The sequence below is a fragment of the Oleomonas cavernae genome (assembly GCF_003590945.1).
Classification (GTDB): Bacteria; Pseudomonadota; Alphaproteobacteria; order Zavarziniales; family Zavarziniaceae; genus Zavarzinia; species Zavarzinia cavernae.
In genome coordinates, this window is sequence record NZ_QYUK01000011.1 from 1,867,111 (window position 1) to 1,884,603 (window position 17,493).

17 protein-coding genes and 2 pseudogenes are annotated in these 17,493 nt (G+C 67.2%); 6 read left to right on the top strand and 13 right to left on the bottom strand.

The window, feature by feature from the left end; genetic code table 11:
* Positions 1 to 11: 11 nt before the first annotated feature.
* Entirely contained in the window at positions 12 to 848 is an 837-nt protein-coding gene (locus tag D3874_RS12755) for an enoyl-CoA hydratase-related protein (RefSeq protein ID WP_119778423.1), read from the bottom strand.
* Between the two features lie 32 nt (positions 849 to 880).
* A complete protein-coding gene (locus D3874_RS12760; RefSeq protein ID WP_119778424.1) occupies positions 881 to 1,294 on the bottom strand; it encodes a GFA family protein in 414 nt (137 codons plus the stop codon).
* A 73-nt stretch (positions 1,295 to 1,367) separates the two neighbouring features.
* Between D3874_RS12760 and D3874_RS12765 the strand changes: the two genes are divergently transcribed.
* Positions 1,368 to 2,426, top strand: coding sequence for a saccharopine dehydrogenase family protein (locus D3874_RS12765; RefSeq protein WP_119778425.1), 1,059 nt, complete (start codon positions 1,368 to 1,370; stop codon positions 2,424 to 2,426).
* A 116-nt stretch (positions 2,427 to 2,542) separates the two neighbouring features.
* Here D3874_RS12765 and D3874_RS12770 read toward each other — a convergent pair whose 3' ends face one another.
* The 7 genes from D3874_RS12770 to glpK form a co-directional block, all read right to left on the bottom strand.
* The gene (locus D3874_RS12770; RefSeq protein WP_119778426.1) at positions 2,543 to 3,112 is read right to left on the bottom strand and encodes a peroxidase-related enzyme; all 570 of its coding nucleotides are present in this window, start codon (positions 3,110 to 3,112) and stop codon (positions 2,543 to 2,545) included.
* 5 nt (positions 3,113 to 3,117) lie between these two features.
* Positions 3,118 to 3,756, bottom strand: coding sequence for a glutathione S-transferase family protein (locus D3874_RS12775; protein ID WP_119778427.1), 639 nt, complete (start codon positions 3,754 to 3,756; stop codon positions 3,118 to 3,120).
* A 3-nt stretch (positions 3,757 to 3,759) separates the two neighbouring features.
* Positions 3,760 to 4,968, bottom strand: a complete 1,209-nt coding sequence (locus tag D3874_RS12780) for a glycosyltransferase family 2 protein (RefSeq protein WP_158595977.1) — start codon at positions 4,966 to 4,968, stop codon at positions 3,760 to 3,762.
* A 22-nt stretch (positions 4,969 to 4,990) separates the two neighbouring features.
* Positions 4,991 to 6,391 carry a cytochrome P450 gene (locus D3874_RS12785; RefSeq protein WP_199699046.1) on the bottom strand — a complete coding sequence of 467 codons (1,401 nt, stop codon included), beginning with the start codon at positions 6,389 to 6,391 and terminating at the stop codon, positions 4,991 to 4,993.
* A gap of 4 nt (positions 6,392 to 6,395) precedes the next feature.
* Positions 6,396 to 7,604 (bottom strand): hypothetical protein, encoded by a 1,209-nt coding sequence (locus D3874_RS12790; protein ID WP_147385645.1) that lies wholly within the window; start codon positions 7,602 to 7,604, stop codon positions 6,396 to 6,398.
* A gap of 11 nt (positions 7,605 to 7,615) precedes the next feature.
* Positions 7,616 to 8,662 carry a patatin-like phospholipase family protein gene (locus tag D3874_RS12795; protein ID WP_158595979.1) on the bottom strand — a complete coding sequence of 349 codons (1,047 nt, stop codon included), beginning with the start codon at positions 8,660 to 8,662 and terminating at the stop codon, positions 7,616 to 7,618.
* Between the two features lie 148 nt (positions 8,663 to 8,810).
* Positions 8,811 to 10,313, bottom strand: coding sequence for a glycerol kinase GlpK (glpK, locus tag D3874_RS12800; RefSeq protein WP_119778431.1), 1,503 nt, complete (start codon positions 10,311 to 10,313; stop codon positions 8,811 to 8,813).
* A 119-nt stretch (positions 10,314 to 10,432) separates the two neighbouring features.
* On the opposite strand from glpK, the pseudogene moaA reads away from it, so the two are divergent.
* The 3 genes and pseudogenes from moaA to D3874_RS12815 all read left to right on the top strand — a co-directional run bounded on the left by moaA (position 10,433) and on the right by D3874_RS12815 (position 12,888).
* Positions 10,433 to 11,454: pseudogene (gene moaA / locus D3874_RS12805) on the top strand (GTP 3',8-cyclase MoaA).
* 48 nt (positions 11,455 to 11,502) lie between these two features.
* On the top strand, positions 11,503 to 12,282 hold the full coding sequence (locus tag D3874_RS12810) for an NAD kinase (RefSeq protein WP_119778432.1): 780 nt from the start codon (positions 11,503 to 11,505) through the stop codon (positions 12,280 to 12,282).
* A gap of 60 nt (positions 12,283 to 12,342) precedes the next feature.
* Positions 12,343 to 12,888 carry a hypothetical protein gene (locus D3874_RS12815; RefSeq protein ID WP_119778433.1) on the top strand — a complete coding sequence of 182 codons (546 nt, stop codon included), beginning with the start codon at positions 12,343 to 12,345 and terminating at the stop codon, positions 12,886 to 12,888.
* Positions 12,889 to 13,364: 476 nt separating this feature from the next.
* Here the strand turns inward: D3874_RS12815 and D3874_RS12820 are convergent, their stop codons facing one another.
* Positions 13,365 to 13,904: an HD domain-containing protein gene (locus tag D3874_RS12820; RefSeq protein WP_119778434.1), complete on the bottom strand. Its 540-nt coding sequence runs from the start codon at positions 13,902 to 13,904 to the stop codon at positions 13,365 to 13,367.
* Positions 13,905 to 13,930: 26 nt separating this feature from the next.
* Positions 13,931 to 14,344: a DUF6362 family protein gene (locus tag D3874_RS12825; RefSeq protein WP_147385646.1), complete on the bottom strand. Its 414-nt coding sequence runs from the start codon at positions 14,342 to 14,344 to the stop codon at positions 13,931 to 13,933.
* A gap of 97 nt (positions 14,345 to 14,441) precedes the next feature.
* Between D3874_RS12825 and D3874_RS32000 the strand changes: the two are divergent.
* Positions 14,442 to 14,657, top strand: a pseudogene (locus D3874_RS32000) (helix-turn-helix transcriptional regulator); the annotation flags it as partial.
* 71 nt (positions 14,658 to 14,728) lie between these two features.
* Entirely contained in the window at positions 14,729 to 15,121 is a 393-nt protein-coding gene (locus D3874_RS30310; protein ID WP_119778436.1) for a S24 family peptidase, read from the top strand.
* 247 nt (positions 15,122 to 15,368) lie between these two features.
* Here D3874_RS30310 and D3874_RS12840 read toward each other — a convergent pair whose 3' ends face one another.
* Together D3874_RS12840 and D3874_RS12845 are read right to left on the bottom strand one after the other, a co-directional pair.
* Positions 15,369 to 15,677 (bottom strand): HigA family addiction module antitoxin, encoded by a 309-nt coding sequence (locus D3874_RS12840; RefSeq protein WP_119778437.1) that lies wholly within the window; start codon positions 15,675 to 15,677, stop codon positions 15,369 to 15,371.
* Positions 15,678 to 15,971: 294 nt separating this feature from the next.
* Positions 15,972 to 17,399 carry an aldehyde dehydrogenase family protein gene (locus D3874_RS12845; protein ID WP_119778438.1) on the bottom strand — a complete coding sequence of 476 codons (1,428 nt, stop codon included), beginning with the start codon at positions 17,397 to 17,399 and terminating at the stop codon, positions 15,972 to 15,974.
* Between the last annotated feature and the right edge of the window lie 94 nt (positions 17,400 to 17,493).

A 17,493-nucleotide genomic window follows, 5' to 3' on the forward strand; every position in this document is an offset into this window, starting at 1 on the left:
CCTCTCGACGGTCAGGCCAGCCAGGCCGGACGCCGCTTCTCGAGAAAAGCCGACAGGCCTTCCTTGGCTTCTTCCGTGGCCCGGCGTTTGGCGATCGCCACCGCCGTCAACTCGCCCATGTCGTCGTCGAAAGCCATGCCTTCGAGTTCGGCAACCAGGCTCTTGCCCCGGGCGACCGCGCCGGGGGCTGCGGCGAAGATCGCCTCGATCACCCTGTCTGCCCGATGCTCGGCCGCTGCGGCGTCGGGCAGCAGCTCGCTCAACAGGCCCATGCGATAGGCGTCGGCGGCATCGAAGCGTTCGGTGGTCTGGAAGTAACGCCGGCAATTGCGGGCACCGATCGCCCGCATGACATAAGGCGCGATGGTGGCTGGCATCAGGCCGATCTTGGCCTCCGACAAGGCAAAGGCCGCGCGCGGCGTGCCCAGGGCGATATCGCAACAGGCGACGACCCCGACCCCGCCGCCATAGGCCGGGCCGTCGACCAGGGCGATGGTGGGGATCGGCAGGCGGTCCAGGCGGGCGAACATGACCGCCAGGCCGCGGGCATCGGCCAGGTTCTCGTCATAGAGCTGGGTTGCCTGGCGGCGCATCCAGGCGATGTCGCCGCCGGCCGAGAAGCTCGCCCCTTCGGCCCGGATCATCAGGGCGCGCACGCCGTCCTGGCGGCCCAGGTCGTAGAAGATGGTCGAGAGGCGGTCGATGGTGAGTTCGTCGAAGCAATTGTGCTTCTCGGGCTTGGCCAGGGTTACGACGGCGAGGCCCGAAGGCGAGAATTCGAGGCGCACGCCGGCTTCGAGATCGGGGATCTCGGTATGGGGGGCGAGTTCGTTGGGATCGATGCTCATGTCTGAAACCTTGGGGCTTTAAGGAACCGGGACTAGTCGACGATATTGCCGTCGGGCCATTGCGGCAGATCATCCTTGATATCGTAGGAGTCACCCTTGAACGCGACGAAGATATGATGCCGGGCGGCAAGGCCGGTGGGTTCGTCCAAACAGCCGATGGCGATGCTGACCTGCTCGTCGCCCGCCCGCTCCCAGAACAGGGACGAGCCGCATTCCCGGCAGAAGCCGCGGCGGGCGGCGGTGCTGGACCTGTACCAGGCCAAGCCGCGCTCGTTGCTGAAGACCATGTCCCGGCGCCGGGCGCTGGTATAGGGGCCGGGCGCGCCGTGCCAGCGCCGGCACTGGGCGCAATGGCACACCGTCTCGCGCCCGAAGGGGCCGCTCACCTGGAAGCCGACCGCGCCGCACAGGCAGCGGCCGTGAAGACTATTTTCGTTAACGCCCATGGACGCCCTCCGCGCAGGCGCTATTCTTCGGGCGCCCTTGGGCCCAGGGTCAAGAAGATATGAGGAGAGCACCATGAGCGATGGCCGGATCCTGCTTTACGGCGCCACCGGCTATACCGGCCGCCTGATCGCGCAGAGGGCCAAGGCGCAGGGCCTGGACATGCTCCTGGCCGGGCGCTCGAACGAGGCCGTGGCGGCCGTGGCGACGCCGCTGGGCCTGCCTTACCTCGCGGTCGGGCTCGACGACCCGGCCAAGCTCGACGAGGCCCTGGCGGGCATCCGCGTGGTGCTGCATGTCGCCGGCCCCTTTTCCGCCACCAGCAAACCGATGGTCGAGGCCTGCCTGCGCAAGGGCGTCCACTATCTCGACATCACCGGCGAGATCGAGGTGTTCGAGGCCTGCGCCGCCCGCGACGCCGCGGCCCGCACCGCCGGGGTCATGCTGATGCCCGGTGTCGGCTTCGACGTCGTGCCGTCCGACTGCATGGCCCTGCATGTCAAGAACCGCCTGCCCTCGGCCACCACGCTGACCCTGGCCATGAACGGCCTCTCGAACATGTCGCGCGGCACGGCCAAGACCTCGGTCGAGGCCCTGGGCAAGGGCACCGCCATCCGCAAGGGCGGCCGCATCGTGGAGATCGACGAGATCCCCCGGAAGACGCTCGATTTCGGTGCCGGGCCCGAGCCGGTGATCGGCATCTCCTGGGGCGACGTCGCCACCGCCTATCACTCGACCAGCATTCCCGACATCGAGGTGTTCTTCCGCGAAACGCCGGAAATGGCGCGGATGATGGGCATGCCGAAGTTCCTGCGCAAATTGCTGGGGTCCAGGCCCGGGCAGGCGGTGCTGAAACGCGCCATCAACCTGATGCCCGCCGGCCCCGGCGAAGACATCCGCAACACCGCCCGCGCCACCGTCCTGGCCAAGGCGCGCGACAGCACCGGTGCCCTGGTGCGCAGCCGGCTGGAAACCCCCGAACCCTATGCCCTGACCGTCGAAACCGCGCTGCTGATCGTCGGCCGCGTGCTGGCCGGCGACGCCCCCATCGGCTACCAGACCCCGGCCAAGGCCTATGGCGCCGACCTCATCCTGGAAGTGCCGGGGACCAGGCGGGATGAGCTGAACGCCTAACCTCTACCGTCATCCCCGCGAAGGCGGGGATCCACGGTCATGGAGCACTGGAACAGACCCGTATTGCCACCGTGGTGGATCCCCGTCTTCGCGGGGATGACGACTGGGGTTTCGTACTACCGCCCCAACGTAAAAAATTCGTCGTTGGGGCGCATGCTGGTGACATTGGCCAGGCGGTTCGACAGGGCGAAGAACGCCGCGATCGCGGTGATATCCCAGGCATCCTCGTCGCTGAAGCCGTGCGCCTTCAACGCGGCAATCTCGTCGTCGCCCACCGCATAGGCCTCGAGCGCCACCTTCATGGCGAAGTCCAGCATGGCCTTCTGCCGCGCCGTGATGTCGGCCTTGCGGTAATTGATCGCGACCTGGTCGGCAATCAGCGGATTCTTGGCGCGGATCCGCAGGATGGCACCATGGGCGATCACGCAATACTGGCACTGGTTGGCATTGCTGGTGGCGACCACGATCATCTCGCGCTCGGCCTTGGTCAGGTTGCCGGGCTTGTCCATCAGGGCGTCGTGATAGGCAAAGAAGGCCCGGAATTCATCGGGCCGGCGCGCCAGCACCAGGAAAACATTGGGCACGAAGCCGGACTTTTCCTGCACCGCGAGAATGCGCTCGCGAATGTCCTGCGGCAGGTCGGCGATTTCGGGCACCGGGAAACGGCTGATGGCGGGCTGGGTCATGGGTGTCAGGCCTTCTTCAGCGGGTGCCCCGGCATCAGGTCGTAAGGATGCTTCCAGCCCGGCAGGGCCTTGATCCGTTGCACCCAGGCGCCGATCGACGGGAACTCATGGTTCCAGTCGACGCCGAATTCCGTGTCGAAGAAGACATAGCCGGCCAGCGACAGGTCGGCGATCGTGAGGCCGTCGCCCACCACCCAGTCGCGCCCGCCCAGATGGCTGTCCAGAACCTTGGCCGCCGCCCGCACCCGGCCCTTGAGGAAGTCGAGCACCTCCGGCGCGGCCGGCTTGGGCGCGAAGTTCAAGAGGAAGCGATAGGTCGCGATATAGGAGGTGAACTTGTGATTGTCGAACAGGATCCAGCGCAGGATCTCGCGCCGTTCCGCGTCGTCCCGCCAGCCGAAGCGGCCCAGCGTCTCGACCAGGTAGTCGAGGATGACGCCCGACTGCGACAGGCGCACAGCCCCGTGTTCCAGCACCGGCACCTCGGCCATCACATTGACCGCCTGGTATTCCGGGGTGCGGGCCTCACCATTGAAGAAATCGACGAAGCGCGGGGACCAGTCCGCCCCGGCCAGTTCCAGGAACAGGGCCGGCTTGTAGGCGTTACCCGATTGGGCGAAGCAATAGAGCGTGTATTCGGCCATTCCTCAGTCTCCCCTGGCATCGGACGATACGATAGACGACCAGCGCCGCCGCTCGATCCCCGTAACGCGCCCGCCCCGCATGCGGTAGACGCAATGGCCCCAGACCACCTTGCGGCGATCGAGGCTGAGCACGATGGCCGCCAGATGCAGGAGGTGGATGACCGGCAGCAACAGCGGCATGAAGCGCAGGATTACCTCGACAACGCCGCCGACAGGGGCAATCCCCGCCCGGCGCGCCATCGATCGCCGCCGCTGGTCGGCGGCAGCGATCATGATCAGCGAGAGAGCATAGGCCGCGAGGCCGGCGGGCGAGTGGAAGGCCAGCCACAGCAGCGCGACCGAACCGAACAGGTTGGCCACCACCGTCACCGCCGCGGCCAGCCACAGCGGCCATTGATAGAACAGGAACATCTGATATTGCCGCTGCCCGAAGGCGATCAGCGACGCGAAACTATGCGCGACCGGCGTCGGCAGCAGGACCGAGCGCCGGAAGATCACCCGGGCCCCGGCACGCCGCGCCGCCTTGGCCAGGGAAAGGTCGTCGGAAATTTCGCGCTCGAACAGATCGGGCAGGCCCAGCCGCTCGACCGCGTCCCGGCGCAGGGCAATCGAGCCGCCCCAGGCGAGCCAGCCGTCGTTGGGCTTGGGCAGCCCTGCGACCGACCGGTCGATCCAGGTCCCCAGGACGGTGGCCGGGCGGGCATCGGCCGGCATCGTCCAGCGGTAACCGGTGACGACATCGGCCACATCGCGGGTGAGCGGCCGCAGCAGATGGCCCAGCCAGTCGGGCGGGGGCAGAATGTCGATGTCGGCCAGCACCACATAGGGTTCGCTCTGGCCGAACAGGCGCAGGGCGGACGCCTGGTTGCGGCATTTCTGGCTGGATGCCGTCGCCTCCCCCGCCACCACCACATCGATCGAAAAGGGACTCGACGCCACCAGCGCCAGCAGCCGCGCATAGGCCGGGTCGTCGACGGACTCGACGGCAAAGACGATCCGCGCTGGCCGGCAGCGTTGGGCCAGCAGGGCATCGTGGAAGGCCGCCAGCCGCGGCAAATCACCGGTCGCGGGAACGATCATCACGGCCCGCGCCGTCACCGGCTCGACCAGCGCCGGCACCCGCCGGCACATCACATGGGCCGTCACGAGCGTGACGACGGCGCTGATCAAGCCCAGCGCGCCGCCGGCCCAGGCGATGATCTCGGCAATCATCAGCACCCTTCCTCGCCACCGATCATTCGGCGGCGGCCTGGGCGTCGGCATTGCGCCGGGTGAGACGCAGCACGATGCCGTTGGCCGAGCGCAAGGTCAGCCGCGCCACCGGCTGTGGCTCGTGGCCCGGCTCGGCCTCGAAGCGATAGCGCCGGATCAGGGTCGCCAGGATCAAGGTCGCTTCCTGCAAGGCAAAGGCGGCGCCAAGGCAGACGCGCGGCCCCATGCTGAACGGCAGATAGGCGCAGCGCGCCGCCTCGGCGCCGCGCTCGGTCTCGAAGCGATCGGCGTCGAATTCGTCGGGCGCGTCCCAATGATTGCGGTTGCGATGAAGCATCCAGGGCGAGACGAAGATGATCGAGCCGGGCTTCACATCCTTGCCCCGCAGGCATTCGCCCTCGATCGGCGTGCGCGCGATGAAGGCGACGGGCGGGTAGAGGCGCAGGGCTTCGCGGAACACCGCGCGGGTATATTCCAGGCCGCGCAGGTCGCTGAAGACCGGTTGCCGGTCGCCCAGGACGGCCGTCACCTCGGCCAGCAGCCGCGCCTGGACCTCGGGCTGCTTGGCAATCAGGTAGAGCGTCCAGCCCAGCGCGCTGGCCGAGGTTTCGTGCCCGGCCAGGAACAGCATGGCGACCTGCTCGTAAAGCTCCTCGAAGCTGAAGGGCGTGCCATCGGTGGGGTCACGCGCCTCGAGCATCGCCGCCAGGATATCGCGCGCCGGCACCGCCTCGCCCCTGGCGATGCGCTCCAGCCGCGCGCGGATCATCGGCTCCAGCAGGCCGCGGATCTCGCGCGCGGCGCGGCCGGCGCGGGCGTGGCGGGGCGACAGGAAGGTGGGCAGGCGGAAGATGCGCAGCATGCCGTGGGCAAAGGCGATTTCCTGGAACTCGTTGAAGGCGGCGAAGACCCGTTCGGCCGCGCCCTGCTCCATGGTCGAGGAGAAGATCGTCCGCAGGATGATGTCGGCGGTAACGTGCGTGGTCTCGACATCGATCGTGTAGGGGCGGCCGTCGGCGACGGTGTCGAGGCGTGCCGCCATGTCACGCGTGGCGTCCAGCATCTGGGCGAAGACGTCCTTCACCCGCGCCGCCTCGAAGGCCGGATTCATCATGCCGCGCTGGCGCTTCCAGGTGGCGCCGTTGGAGGTGAAGATGCTGTCGCCCATCAGGCGCCGCAGCATGAAGCCCAGCACCTCGTCCTTGGGATAGTTGTCGGCCCTCTCGGCCAGGACGCGGCGCACCAGGGGCGGGTCGTTCAGCATGTAGAAGGTGCGGGTCGGCATCCGCACCTGCCCCATCTTCATGGTGTAGGCCTTGTCGGACAGGACCGACAGGCCGTCGCGCAGCCACATGGGCAACACCCGCCAGAACGGCGCGCCGCCTGGCTTGGGTTCCGGTTTGGGCGGGCGGAAGCCGGCCATCTGTCTACTCCGGGGCCTCGGCCCTGTCGGGCGCAGTGTCGGCAAAGCGTTCGGCCAGCGCAAGCGGCCCGGCGACCATGGCAAAGAAGTCGCAACGGCCCAGGCGCGGCGTCGCCATCAGGTATTGCGTATGCATCTGGTAGCGATCCTGCTTCAACGCGGCATAGCCTTCCTTGCCGAACAGGACATGGAAGCGCGGCGAGACCAGCTTCGGGCTGACCGGCGCCCCGGGCGGGCGCTCGCGGCCGATCAGTTCCAGGGGGTCGATCCGGGGGAAACAAGCCACGTCGTAGGCGGCGGTGATGTCGACCCAGGTCACGGCCGGATCAAGCGCGATGCGCGCGATTTCATCGCGGAACCAGGCCGAGCGCGGTTCGAGCGCCAGCAGCGGCGTCATCGAGCCCAAGGTGGCGAAGGCAAGGCGGGGCACGCCGGCGAAATCCTCCGGTCGCCTGGCCAGGGCGCGGCCCAGGGCTGAAATGGCCAGGGTCGTGCCGACGCTGTGGCCGATGACCAGGAGCTCGTCCACGCCGCCCTCGCGCGCTGCATCGGCGATCCGCGCCGCCAGGGCATCGAGCTTGGCGTCGAGATAGGGAAGCTGGCCGGCGATCTGCCAGGCATAGAAGTTGCTGAGCTGTATCCGCCACAGCACGCTGCTGGTCCGTTGCAGCCAGCGCAGCATGGGCTTGAACGCGAAGAGCCCCAGCGGCGCGCCGGCAAGGGCGAACAGCACCTCGACTTCGGCGGCCCACAGGCCCAGCGACAGCAGGAGCAAGATCGCCGCCGGCAGCCCCAGGAGGATCAGCAGGACCGTCGACACCGGCTCGAGGATATTCAGCAGGTACCAGTGCCTGATCTTGAAGATGCGCCTGAAATAGCCGTAGCGGACACCCCACCACAGGGTGGTCGCCGTGCTGCGCACGATCGACCAGTCCGGCCGCGGCCACATGCGGCGGACCACGTCGTCCCAGCGCAGGAACTCGAACCGGGTCTCGGTCGCCACGGTCTCGCCGCCGACCCGGGTCTCGCCGGTGAGGGTCCACTCGAACACTTGCCCGCCATGCCGCCGGGGCGGCCCCAGATGGTAGGCGGTGCCGGGGCCGGCGGTCGCGGCGGCCTTGGGCGCTTCCTCCCGCCACAGCTCGTAATAGTGGCGCGGCCCGCGCGGATCGAAACCGCTGATGAACAATACCCGTCTGCGTCTGATCACCATGCAACCCGCGATTATTCCTGGCGACGCCGACCATACAACGGAATGCCCATACGCATCCGCTGTCGCAGGCGAAGCGGCGGCAGGTCGGCGAAGGGCGAGTCCGTCTCGTCACCGAACAGCGTCGCAATGGCCGACCAGCCGGCCGAGGCGCCGCGCAACAGCCGGACCCGCCGCCGCTCGACCTTGCCGATTTCGCGCAGCGGCCGCGCCGGGCGGATCACGGCGAGATGGGGGTTGCCCGGCCCCGGCAGATGCGCGTCGAGCAGGCTGGCGGCCAGCTTGAGGTAGAGCTGCGGCCGGGCGAGATAGGCGGCGGCCACCGCCGGCGAGACGCGGCGGGCCAGCAGGCGCGCGAACCAGGACCGGCTGGGCCCGCCATCGAGGCCCGAGACATCGGGCCGGGTCGACAGCACCAGGAGGTGAGTCGCCCCCTCCGCCGCCGCCAGGGCCACCGGGATCGGGGCCGACAGGGCGCCATCGACCAGCAGCCGGCCGTCGGCGCCGGGGACCGGCCGGCCACCGACCATGGGCAGCCTGGTGCTGGCCCGCAGGCTGTTGAGGACGGCGGCGCGATTGCGAAACCCCCGCAAGCCGACGGCGGCGCCGGTCGCCACGTCGGTCGCCATCATGACCAGGGGAATCGGCGAGGCGATCACCCGTTCGGCATCGAGCGCGCGGATCTCGCCGATCACGTTGTCGATCAGATAATCCGTGTTCATCACCGGCCGGCCGATCAGGGCGCGGCCGAAGCGCAGGAAGGCCTTGTTGTTGATGTCCTCGTAGAAGATGCGGGTGCCGTCCAGCGCCTGGCCGGCCAGCAGATAGGCCCCGGCGCAGGCCCCGGCCGAGGTGCCGTAGACCGCATCGATGGTGTCGAGCAGCCCCAGGACCTCGAGGGCCGAAACCATGCCGCCGGCGACCACGCCCCGCATGCCGCCGCCCTCGATGACCACGGCGAGGCGATAGGCATCCTGCCGGGCGCCGGGCTTGGAACCGGCCGCCTGCCGCGCCCGCATCAGTTCGATCACCGGGCTGTCCGCCAGCGACGGCTCCTCCACCCGAGGCTTCCGTCTGACGCGCCAGATCAGGGGGCGGCCACGCCTTGCGCTCGCCTGCATCCGCTCCTCGGTATTGCCACAACCGCATCATATGGCTGGAATGACGCGCGGAAGCAACGCCACCAAAGGGATGACGCGTCGAACGGCCCTAGGGCCGCGACACCACCCGCGCCACCGCCTGCTGCCAGCCAGCCCAGCGGTCGGCCCGTTCAGGCGCGCTCATGCGCGGCTCGAAACGGCGGTCCAGCGCCCAGGTGCGGGCCAGGTCGTCGGTGGATTTATAGATCCCCGCCCCCAACCCGGCCAGGAAGGCGGCCCCCAGGGCGGTGGTCTCGGTCACCTTGGGCCGTTCCACGGGAATGCCCAGCATGTCGGCCAGGAACTGCATGGCCCAGTCGTTCACCACCATGCCGCCATCGACCCGCAGGGACGCCGGGCGCGGCCGGCCCTGCTCGGCCAGGTCGTTGCCGATCGCCTCGATCAGGTCGCGGGTCTGGAAGGCGATGGCCTCCAGGGTTGCCCGCACGATCTCGGCGATGCCGGTATCACGGGTCAGCCCCAGGATCGCGCCCCGGGCATCCGGGTTCCAGTGCGGGGCGCCCAGACCGGTGAAGGCCGGCACCATGTAGACGGCGGAATCGGGCCGGGCCGCCCTTGCCAGCGCCTCGGTCTCGGCCGCGCCCTTGAACAGGCGCAGGCCGTCGCGCAGCCACTGCACCGCCGCCCCGGCCACGAAGATCGAGCCTTCCAGGGCGAAGCTCGGCCGCCCCGCCTGCCGCAGGGCCACGGTCGAGAGCAGGCGGTGATGCGAAGCGATGGGTGCATCACCGGTATTCACCAGGACGAAACAGCCGGTGCCGTAGGTCGCCTTGATCGAGCCGGGCGCGAAGCAGGCCTGGCCGATCGCGGCCGACTGCTGGTCGCCGGCAATGCCGCGGATGGCAATCGCCGCGCCGAACAGGCCGGGTTCCGTCTCGCCGAAATCCCCGGCGCAATCGCGCACTTCCGGCAGGACATTGGCCGGCACGTCGATCAGGTCCAGCAGGCCCTGGTCCCATTTCTGGGTGTTGATGTCGAACAGCAGGGTGCGGGCGGCATTGGTCGCGTCGGTCGCGTGGACCCGGCCGCCGGTCAGGCGCCACAGTAGGAAGCTGTCGATGGTGCCGAAGGCCAGCTCCCCCCGCGCCGCCAGATGCCGCGCCTCGGGCACATGGTCGAGGATCCAGGCGAGCTTGGTGCCGGAGAAATAAGGATCGATGAGCAGGCCGGTCTTGGCCGCAACCATCGCCTCCGCCCCCGCGGCCCGCAGGCGGGCGCAGGTCTCGGCCGTGCGCCGGTCCTGCCAGACGATGGCGTGGTGCAACAGGCGGCCGGTGCGCCGTTCCCACACGCACGTGGTCTCGCGCTGGTTGGTGATGCCGATGGCGGCCACTTCGCGGGCGGAAATGCCGCTGGCGCCCAGCACCTCGCGCGCCACCTCCAGGGTGGCGGTCCAGATTTCCTCGCCGTCATGCTCGACCCAGCCCTGCGCCGGGTAGATCTGGCGCAATTCCCGGCGGGCCTCGAAACGCGGGCTGCCATCCTCGCCGAACAGGATCGCCCTGGTCGATGTCGTGCCCTGATCGATCGCCAGAAGATGCCGGCCGCCCATGATTCCCCCGCCCGTTTCTTGTGCGGCCTGGATGGTTCGCGCTGGGGCGAGCGGGGTCAAGGGCCGCCATGCGCGGCAAGCGATGGTGACGGCGGCGCAATCGTGCCTATATATCGCCTATGGATGGCGCCCAGAACCGGCCGAAGGCCCCTGTGACCCCGCTGATCGATCCGTTCCAGCGGACCATCACCTATCTGCGCGTTTCGGTCACCGATCGCTGCGATTTCCGCTGCCAGTATTGCATGGCCGAGGAAATGACCTTCCTGCCCAAGGCCGACCTGCTGACCTATGACGAGCTGGACCGGCTGTGCTCGGCCTTCATCCGCCGGGCCTGCGCCGCCTGCGCCTGACCGGGGGCGAGCCCCTGGTGCGCCGCGGCCTGATGGACCTGATCCGCGGCCTCTCCCGCCACCTACGGTCAGGCGACCTCGACGAACTGACCCTGACCACCAACGGCAGCCGCCTGGCCCTGTTCGCGCCCGAACTGGCGGCGGCGGGGGTGAAGCGCATCAATGTCAGCGTCGACACGCTGGATCCCGCTGCCTTCAAGGCGATCACCCGCCGGGGCGACCTAGGCGTCGTGCTCGACGGCATTCGTGCCGCCCAGGATGCCGGCATCGCGGTGAAGATCAACACCGTGGCGCTGAAGGGCATCAACGAGGATCAACTGATCCCGCTGGTCGACTGGGCCCATGGGCAGGGCATGGACATCACCTTCATCGAGACCATGCCGCTGGGCGACATCGACGGCGACCGCACCGATCACTACCTGCCCCTGACCCAGGTCCGGGCGCGTCTGGCCCAGCGCTATGCCATGAGCGAGAGCGGCCACCGCACCGGCGGCCCGGCACGCTATGTCCATGTGACCGAGACCGGGCGGCGCATCGGCTTCATCACGCCGTTGACCCACAATTTCTGCGAGACCTGCAACCGCGTGCGCCTGACCTGCACCGGCACCCTCTACATGTGCTTAGGCCAGGAGGATTCGGCCGACCTGCGCGCGGTGCTGCGCGGCGGCGGCGACATCGATGCGGCACTCGACGAAGCCATCGCCCGCAAGCCCAAGGGCCACGACTTCGTCATCGACCGCCCCGGCGCCCGGCCGGCCGTTGCCCGCCACATGAGCACCACCGGCGGCTGATCCCGTATGCCCCCTGCCCATCCGTCCCCTTCCCCCTTGTAATCGGTCATGGCTCGCGAACGCATCACCTTCATCGCGTCGGACGCGAAGGAAGCCCAGGCGGCGCTGCGGCGCCTGCGCGACCGCTATGGCGAGGCGGGCGACAATGCCGACGTGATCGTGGCCCTGGGCGGCGACGGCCTGATGCTGCATTGCCTGCACCAGATGATGGGCGGCACCTTCGCCGACCTGCGCCTGCCGATCTACGGCATGAACCAGGGCACCCTGGGGTTCCTGATGAACCCTTACGCCGAGGACGACCTGCTGGTGCGCCTCGCGGTCGCCGAATCCTCCGTGCTGCACCCTTTGCGCATGCGCGCGCACGGCCGCAACGGCCGGATCAGCGAGGCCCTGGCGATCAACGAGGTCTCGCTGTTCCGCGAGACCCACCAGGCGGCCCGCATCCGCATCTTCGTCGACGGCCGCATGCGCCTCGATTCGCTCACCTGCGACGGCATCCTGCTCTCCACCCCGGCCGGCAGCACCGCCTACAACCTCTCGGCCCACGGCCCGATCCTGCCGCTCAATACCGGCGTCCTGGCGCTCACCCCGATCAGCGCCTTCCGCCCCCGGCGCTGGCGCGGCGCCCTGCTGCAGCAGGAGGCGCAGGTGCGCCTGGAAGTGCTGGAAGCCGACAAGCGCCCGGTCTCGGCGGTCGCCGACAACAAGGAAGTGCGCAACATCATCGAGGTCGAGATCAGTGAAGACCGCGAGATCGACCTGCAACTCCTGTTCGACCCCGGCGGCGCGCTGGGCGAACGCATCCTGACGGAACAGTTCGCGCCGTAGATCCCAAGCCAGTGGACAAAACTACCCTCTTAAGTAGAATGTTTTCAGAGAGGGAACCTGATGTCCTTTGTCAAAAACCAGTCGCAGATTTTTTTCAGGTCTGTAGCGGGGCAGACGTATTTTTTTCCGCCTGCTGGGAGACTTGGCAAAGGCTATCTCGTCACGCCCGAGAACAAGATACGAATAGAGACTGCGATCAAGCGATGGTTTGTAGCCTTTGTCGCTTGGCTTATTGCCCAATTCATTCTGTTGTCGGCTCTTGATCTAGACATCGCAATAACGATCATCAGCGCAATTTTTGTTATCTTTATTGCGATTTCGGCGATTTTTATGAGACGCTTAACACAAGGGCTTGAGGAAACGGCAATAAGAATGTCGATCAACGAGGCCATTGAGGACCAGGCACGAAAGATCACAAAGAGGCGGTTGTACTATCTTTTAGGCAGTTCTCTTTTCATGACCGCCGCATCGATCTTCGCTTTCGTCATCTCATTGAAAGACCCTGGCTGGAATACAGCTTATGCCGTTTTGGGCTTCTTCCTGTTTTCGTGTGGACTAACTTACTATGTCCATCTCGCACGCATACGTTCGCGGACTATGCGCTGACATTGCTGCCACACGCTACACTTTGGCGTAATGCTGAGGATAACAACCGCGCACCTGAATCGGCCTGCAACTGCTGTTCGATCTCGGCGGCGCGCTCGGCGAGCACATCCTGACGGAACAGTTCGCGCCTTGATCAAGGCCATCGCCGGCCGATGTAACCTCTCAGCCGTCATCCCCGCGAAGGCGGGGATCCACGGAAATGGCAGGCCCGGACGGCGCCGAGATCCTGGTTTCGGTTCCAGCCCTTGCCCATCGGTGGATCCCGGCCTTCGCCGGGATGACGGCGATTTGTGGGCGAGCGCATTCTGACGGAACAGTTCGCGCCGCAGCTTGCAACCCCATCAGTGTCATCCCGGCGAAGGCCCGGATCCATTGGAATGGCACGCGCAACCTATCGCGCGATACTGGTTTTCAGGCCCCCTTGCACGCCGATGGATCCCGGCCTTCGCCGGGATGACGGCTGGTCTGTTACCCCTTCACCACTTGAAGAACGGTGGCGGGCTGATCGGATGCTTGGCCAGCCAGCCGCCGGTGAGCTGCACCAGGCGCTTGTGGAAGCCGGTGTTGGGAAAGGCGCGCTTCACCTCGCGGATGAAGCGGCGCGGCACGCCGAAGGTGACCAGCCCCAGCGACACGTCGACCAGGTCCGCCTTGCGGAAGACCTCGACCAGGGGATAGCGGTCGTCCGCATAGGCCTTGAGCTTGTGGTGCATGTCGACCATCAGCTCGATCTCGGCGGCCCAGGCCTCGCGCCCGGTCGCCTGCAGATAGTCGCGGGCGCGGCGGACCGACGGCGGCAGATAGTCGAAGGTGCCGTCCGACCAGATGCCGATGTCGTGGAACGCGCCGGCGATCGCGATCTTGTCGCGATCTTCCCCATTACAGTCGCGCAGGGCGAAGCAGAAATTCGCCATGCGGTAGACGTGATTGCGATAGGCCGTGAAGTCGCCGCCGATCTGGCCGCGCCAAGTGTCGAGGATTTCCTCGAGCAGGGCCAAGTTCTCCACTGGTACCATTGCGCCCTCGCCCCGTTTCCGCGCCATCAAGGGTGGCGGCCCGGCCCATCCTTGGCAAGGCCCGCGAGAGACGGCGCCCCCTCATTCAGGTGGTCCGCGACGATGCGCAGGGCGGCGGCCTGGCGGTTGGCCACCGTGTTGCGATGGCAGCCGATCAGGCGCGCGAGCTTGGCCACCGAAATGCCGCTGGCCAGGGCCCAGGCGATGCGCCGCTGCGGCTCGCTCAGCCAGCGCAGCCAGTCGATGGTCGCCTCCAGCCGATCGATGGCGCCGGGGCTGGGCGGCCCCAGGCTCACCTTGGGCCCGTCGGCGCCATAGGCGGTGACCGCGTCGCGCACCACTTCGGGCCAAGCGGAACGCAGGCCGAGGCGAAACCGTGCCTCGGCATCGGGTAGGCGGCGCAGGGTGTCGGCGGCTTCCTCCAGGCGCAGTTCAACCATTTCCGCCGTCCACATCCGCATCCCTCCCCGTCGCCTGATCGGCAAAGGATAGGGTTAAAAGAGAACATTTCAAGAACTATTTGCCCAATCCGGGCAAATGTTGTATAAAACACTGACACGTAATGGGAGCACTCTTGTGCAGAACCGTCTGGCCGAATTGCGCCGCCGCGCGGGCCTGACCCAGGACCAACTGGCGGAGCGGGCGGAAACCGGCCGCTCGCAGATCGTCAAGCTCGAACGGGGCGAACGCCGCCTGACCGTGGACTGGATGCTGCGCCTGGCCCGCGCCCTGAACTGCGAGCCCAAGGACCTGCTGCCGCCCGAACCCGGCCCCGCGCCCACGCCGTCGGCCCCCTCCGGCCCTGGGCCACCGGCCCCGGCGGCATGCCGGCGCGCGACCTGCCCGTCTGCGGGGCGGCGCGGGGCGGCGCCAACGCCCTGTTCGTCGACCAGGGCAACGCGCTCGAACACGTCTTCCGCCCGGCCCAGCTCGACGGCGTGGGCAACGCCTTCGCCGTCTACGCCGTGGGCGACTCGATGGAGCCCAAATACCAGGCCGGCGACCTCCTCTTCATCAACCCCAACCTGCCCCCGGTGAAAGGCTGCTTCGTCGTCGTCGAACTGGGCGACCACGAGGCTTACGTGAAGCAGTTCGTGCGCCAGTCGGACGACATGCTGATGCTGAGGGAGTTCAGCCCGGTGATGCGGGACATCCCGATCGAAGCCGACCGGGTGAAAGCGATCTACCGGGTGGTGGGCAGTTGGGAGGGGCGGTAACCCCCTCCCCCGTCATTCCGGCGAAAGCCCATGGGTGTCCGGGATTTGATATCTCATGGATTACGTTCATGCCTGAACACGCCTCTCGTCGTCATGGCCGGGCGAAGTCCCGGCCATCCACGTCGCCAAGCTGCCTATGCCGTCAACAGATGTGGCTCGTCCCGACGTGGATGACCGGGACAAGCGATGACCGGGACAAGCCCGGTCATGACGATTGAGAGTGGTGCCCAGATTCAGGAAGAGAACCTCACGCCGCCCGAATGGTCGGGATACCGCTGACGTCGACATCGCGCTCGGCATGCCAGGTGTCGTGGGCGGCCTGCATGCGGATCCAGATGCCAGGGCCGTCGCCGAAGAGCTTGCCCAGGCGCACCGCCACCGTCGGCGAGACCGGCTTGCGCATGGCGATGATATCGTAGAGGTGCTGCCGCGAGATGCCGAGCAGGCGGGCGATCTCTGCCTTGGGCAGCTTGACATCGAGGAGAATATCCTCGATCGCCTCTCCCGGATGGGTCGGCGGCCGGTTAGGGTTGCGCACGGCAGAATGGTCGGCCATCACAATCTCCTCAGTGATACTGCTCGAAGTCCACGCGACAGGCGTCGCCGCCGCTGGTACACCAATTCCGCCTTCTTGCCGTCATTCCAGCGAAAGCTGGAATCCATTCTGATCCAGAGTGTTGCCGACATGGATTCCAGCTTTCGCTGGAATGACGCTTGGAAATCGAGAGTGCGTGGTTCGACAGGCTCACCATGAGGACAATCTTTTTGCCATAAAGGCTTTCCTCATCCTGAGCCTGTCGAAGGACGCAGGACCGGCCTGCAAACCGGTCCTGCGCTGTTTCCGGCAAGATTACTCCCCGTAGCCCACGATGCTCTTGAGCTCCAGGAAGTCGTGGATGCCCCAGTCGGCGTATTCGCGGCCGTTGCCGGACTGTTTGTAACCACCGAAGGCCGAATGCGTATCCCAATCCGGATAGTTGATGTTGACCGTGCCGGCACGCAGCTCGCGCGCCACTTCGCGGGCGTGGGCGAGGTCCTTGGACTGGACATAGGCGGCCAGGCCATAGACCGTGTCGTTGGCCTTGGCGATCGCCTCGTCTTCCGACTCATAAGGCAGGATCGACAGCACCGGGCCGAAGATCTCTTCGCGCGAGATGGTCATCTCGTGCTTCACGTCGCCGAAGATGGTCGGGCGGACGTAGTAGCCGCGGTTGAGGCCGTCGGGCCGGCCCAGGCCGCCGGTGACCAGGGTCGCCCCCTCGTCGATGCCGGATTTGATCAGGCGCTGGATCTTGTCGTACTGCACCTGACTGACCACCGGGCCCAGCACCGTATCCTCGGCATTGGGGTCGCCGACCTTGTGGGTCTCGGCCGCGGCCTTGGCAACCGCCAGGGCCTGGGCATGGGCAGCCGCCGGCACGAACATGCGGGTGGGCGCATCACAGGACTGGCCGGAATTGCCGAAGCAGGCGCCCACGCCCTGGGTGACAGCATCGGCGAGGTCGGCGTCGGGCAGGATGATGTTGGCCGACTTGCCGCCCAGTTCCTGGGCCACGCGCTTCACCGTGTCGGCAGCCGACTTGGCGACGATGATGCCGGCGCGGGTCGAGCCGGTGAAGGAGACCATGTCGACATCGGGGTGCGAGGCGATGACCTGGCCGACCGAGGGCCCGTCGCCGTTCACCAGGTTGAACACGCCCTTGGGCAGGCCGATCGCATCGACGATCTCGGCAAAGACGATGCCGCTGATCGGCGCGATTTCCGAGGGTTTCAGCACCATGGTGCAGCCGGCGGCGAGCGCTGGCGCCACCTTGCAGACGATCTGGTTGAGCGGCCAGTTCCACGGCGTGATCAGGCCGACGACGCCGATGCCTTCCTTGACCATGCGGGTCTTGCCCCGGGCATGTTCGAACTCGTATTCCCGGAGTGCCTTGATGGTCGCTTCCAGGTGGACCTGGCCGGCCCAGGCCTGGGCCGCGCGGGCAAACGAGAGCGGCGCGCCCATCTCCTGCGTCACCGCCTGGGCGATGTCCTCGTAGCGCGCATTGTAGACTTCGAGCAGGCGCTCGAGGAAGGCCAGACGCTCGGCCTTGGTGGTCTTGGTGTAGCTGGGGAAGGCAGCCTTGGCGGCGGCCACCGCGCGATTCACGTCGTCGGCATTGCCGACCGAGATCTTGGTATAGGGCTCCTCGGTCGCCGGGTTGATCACGTCGAGGGTGGCGGGGGTAATGGGATCGACCCAGGCGCCGTCGATGTAGAATTTGAGGTGATTGGACATGATGAGCTTCCCTCGCGTGACGTCGAATAAGCCGACTGACCGCTCATTCTTGGCACGGCTGCGGGGCGCCTGAAAAGCCCCTGCGCATAGCAGG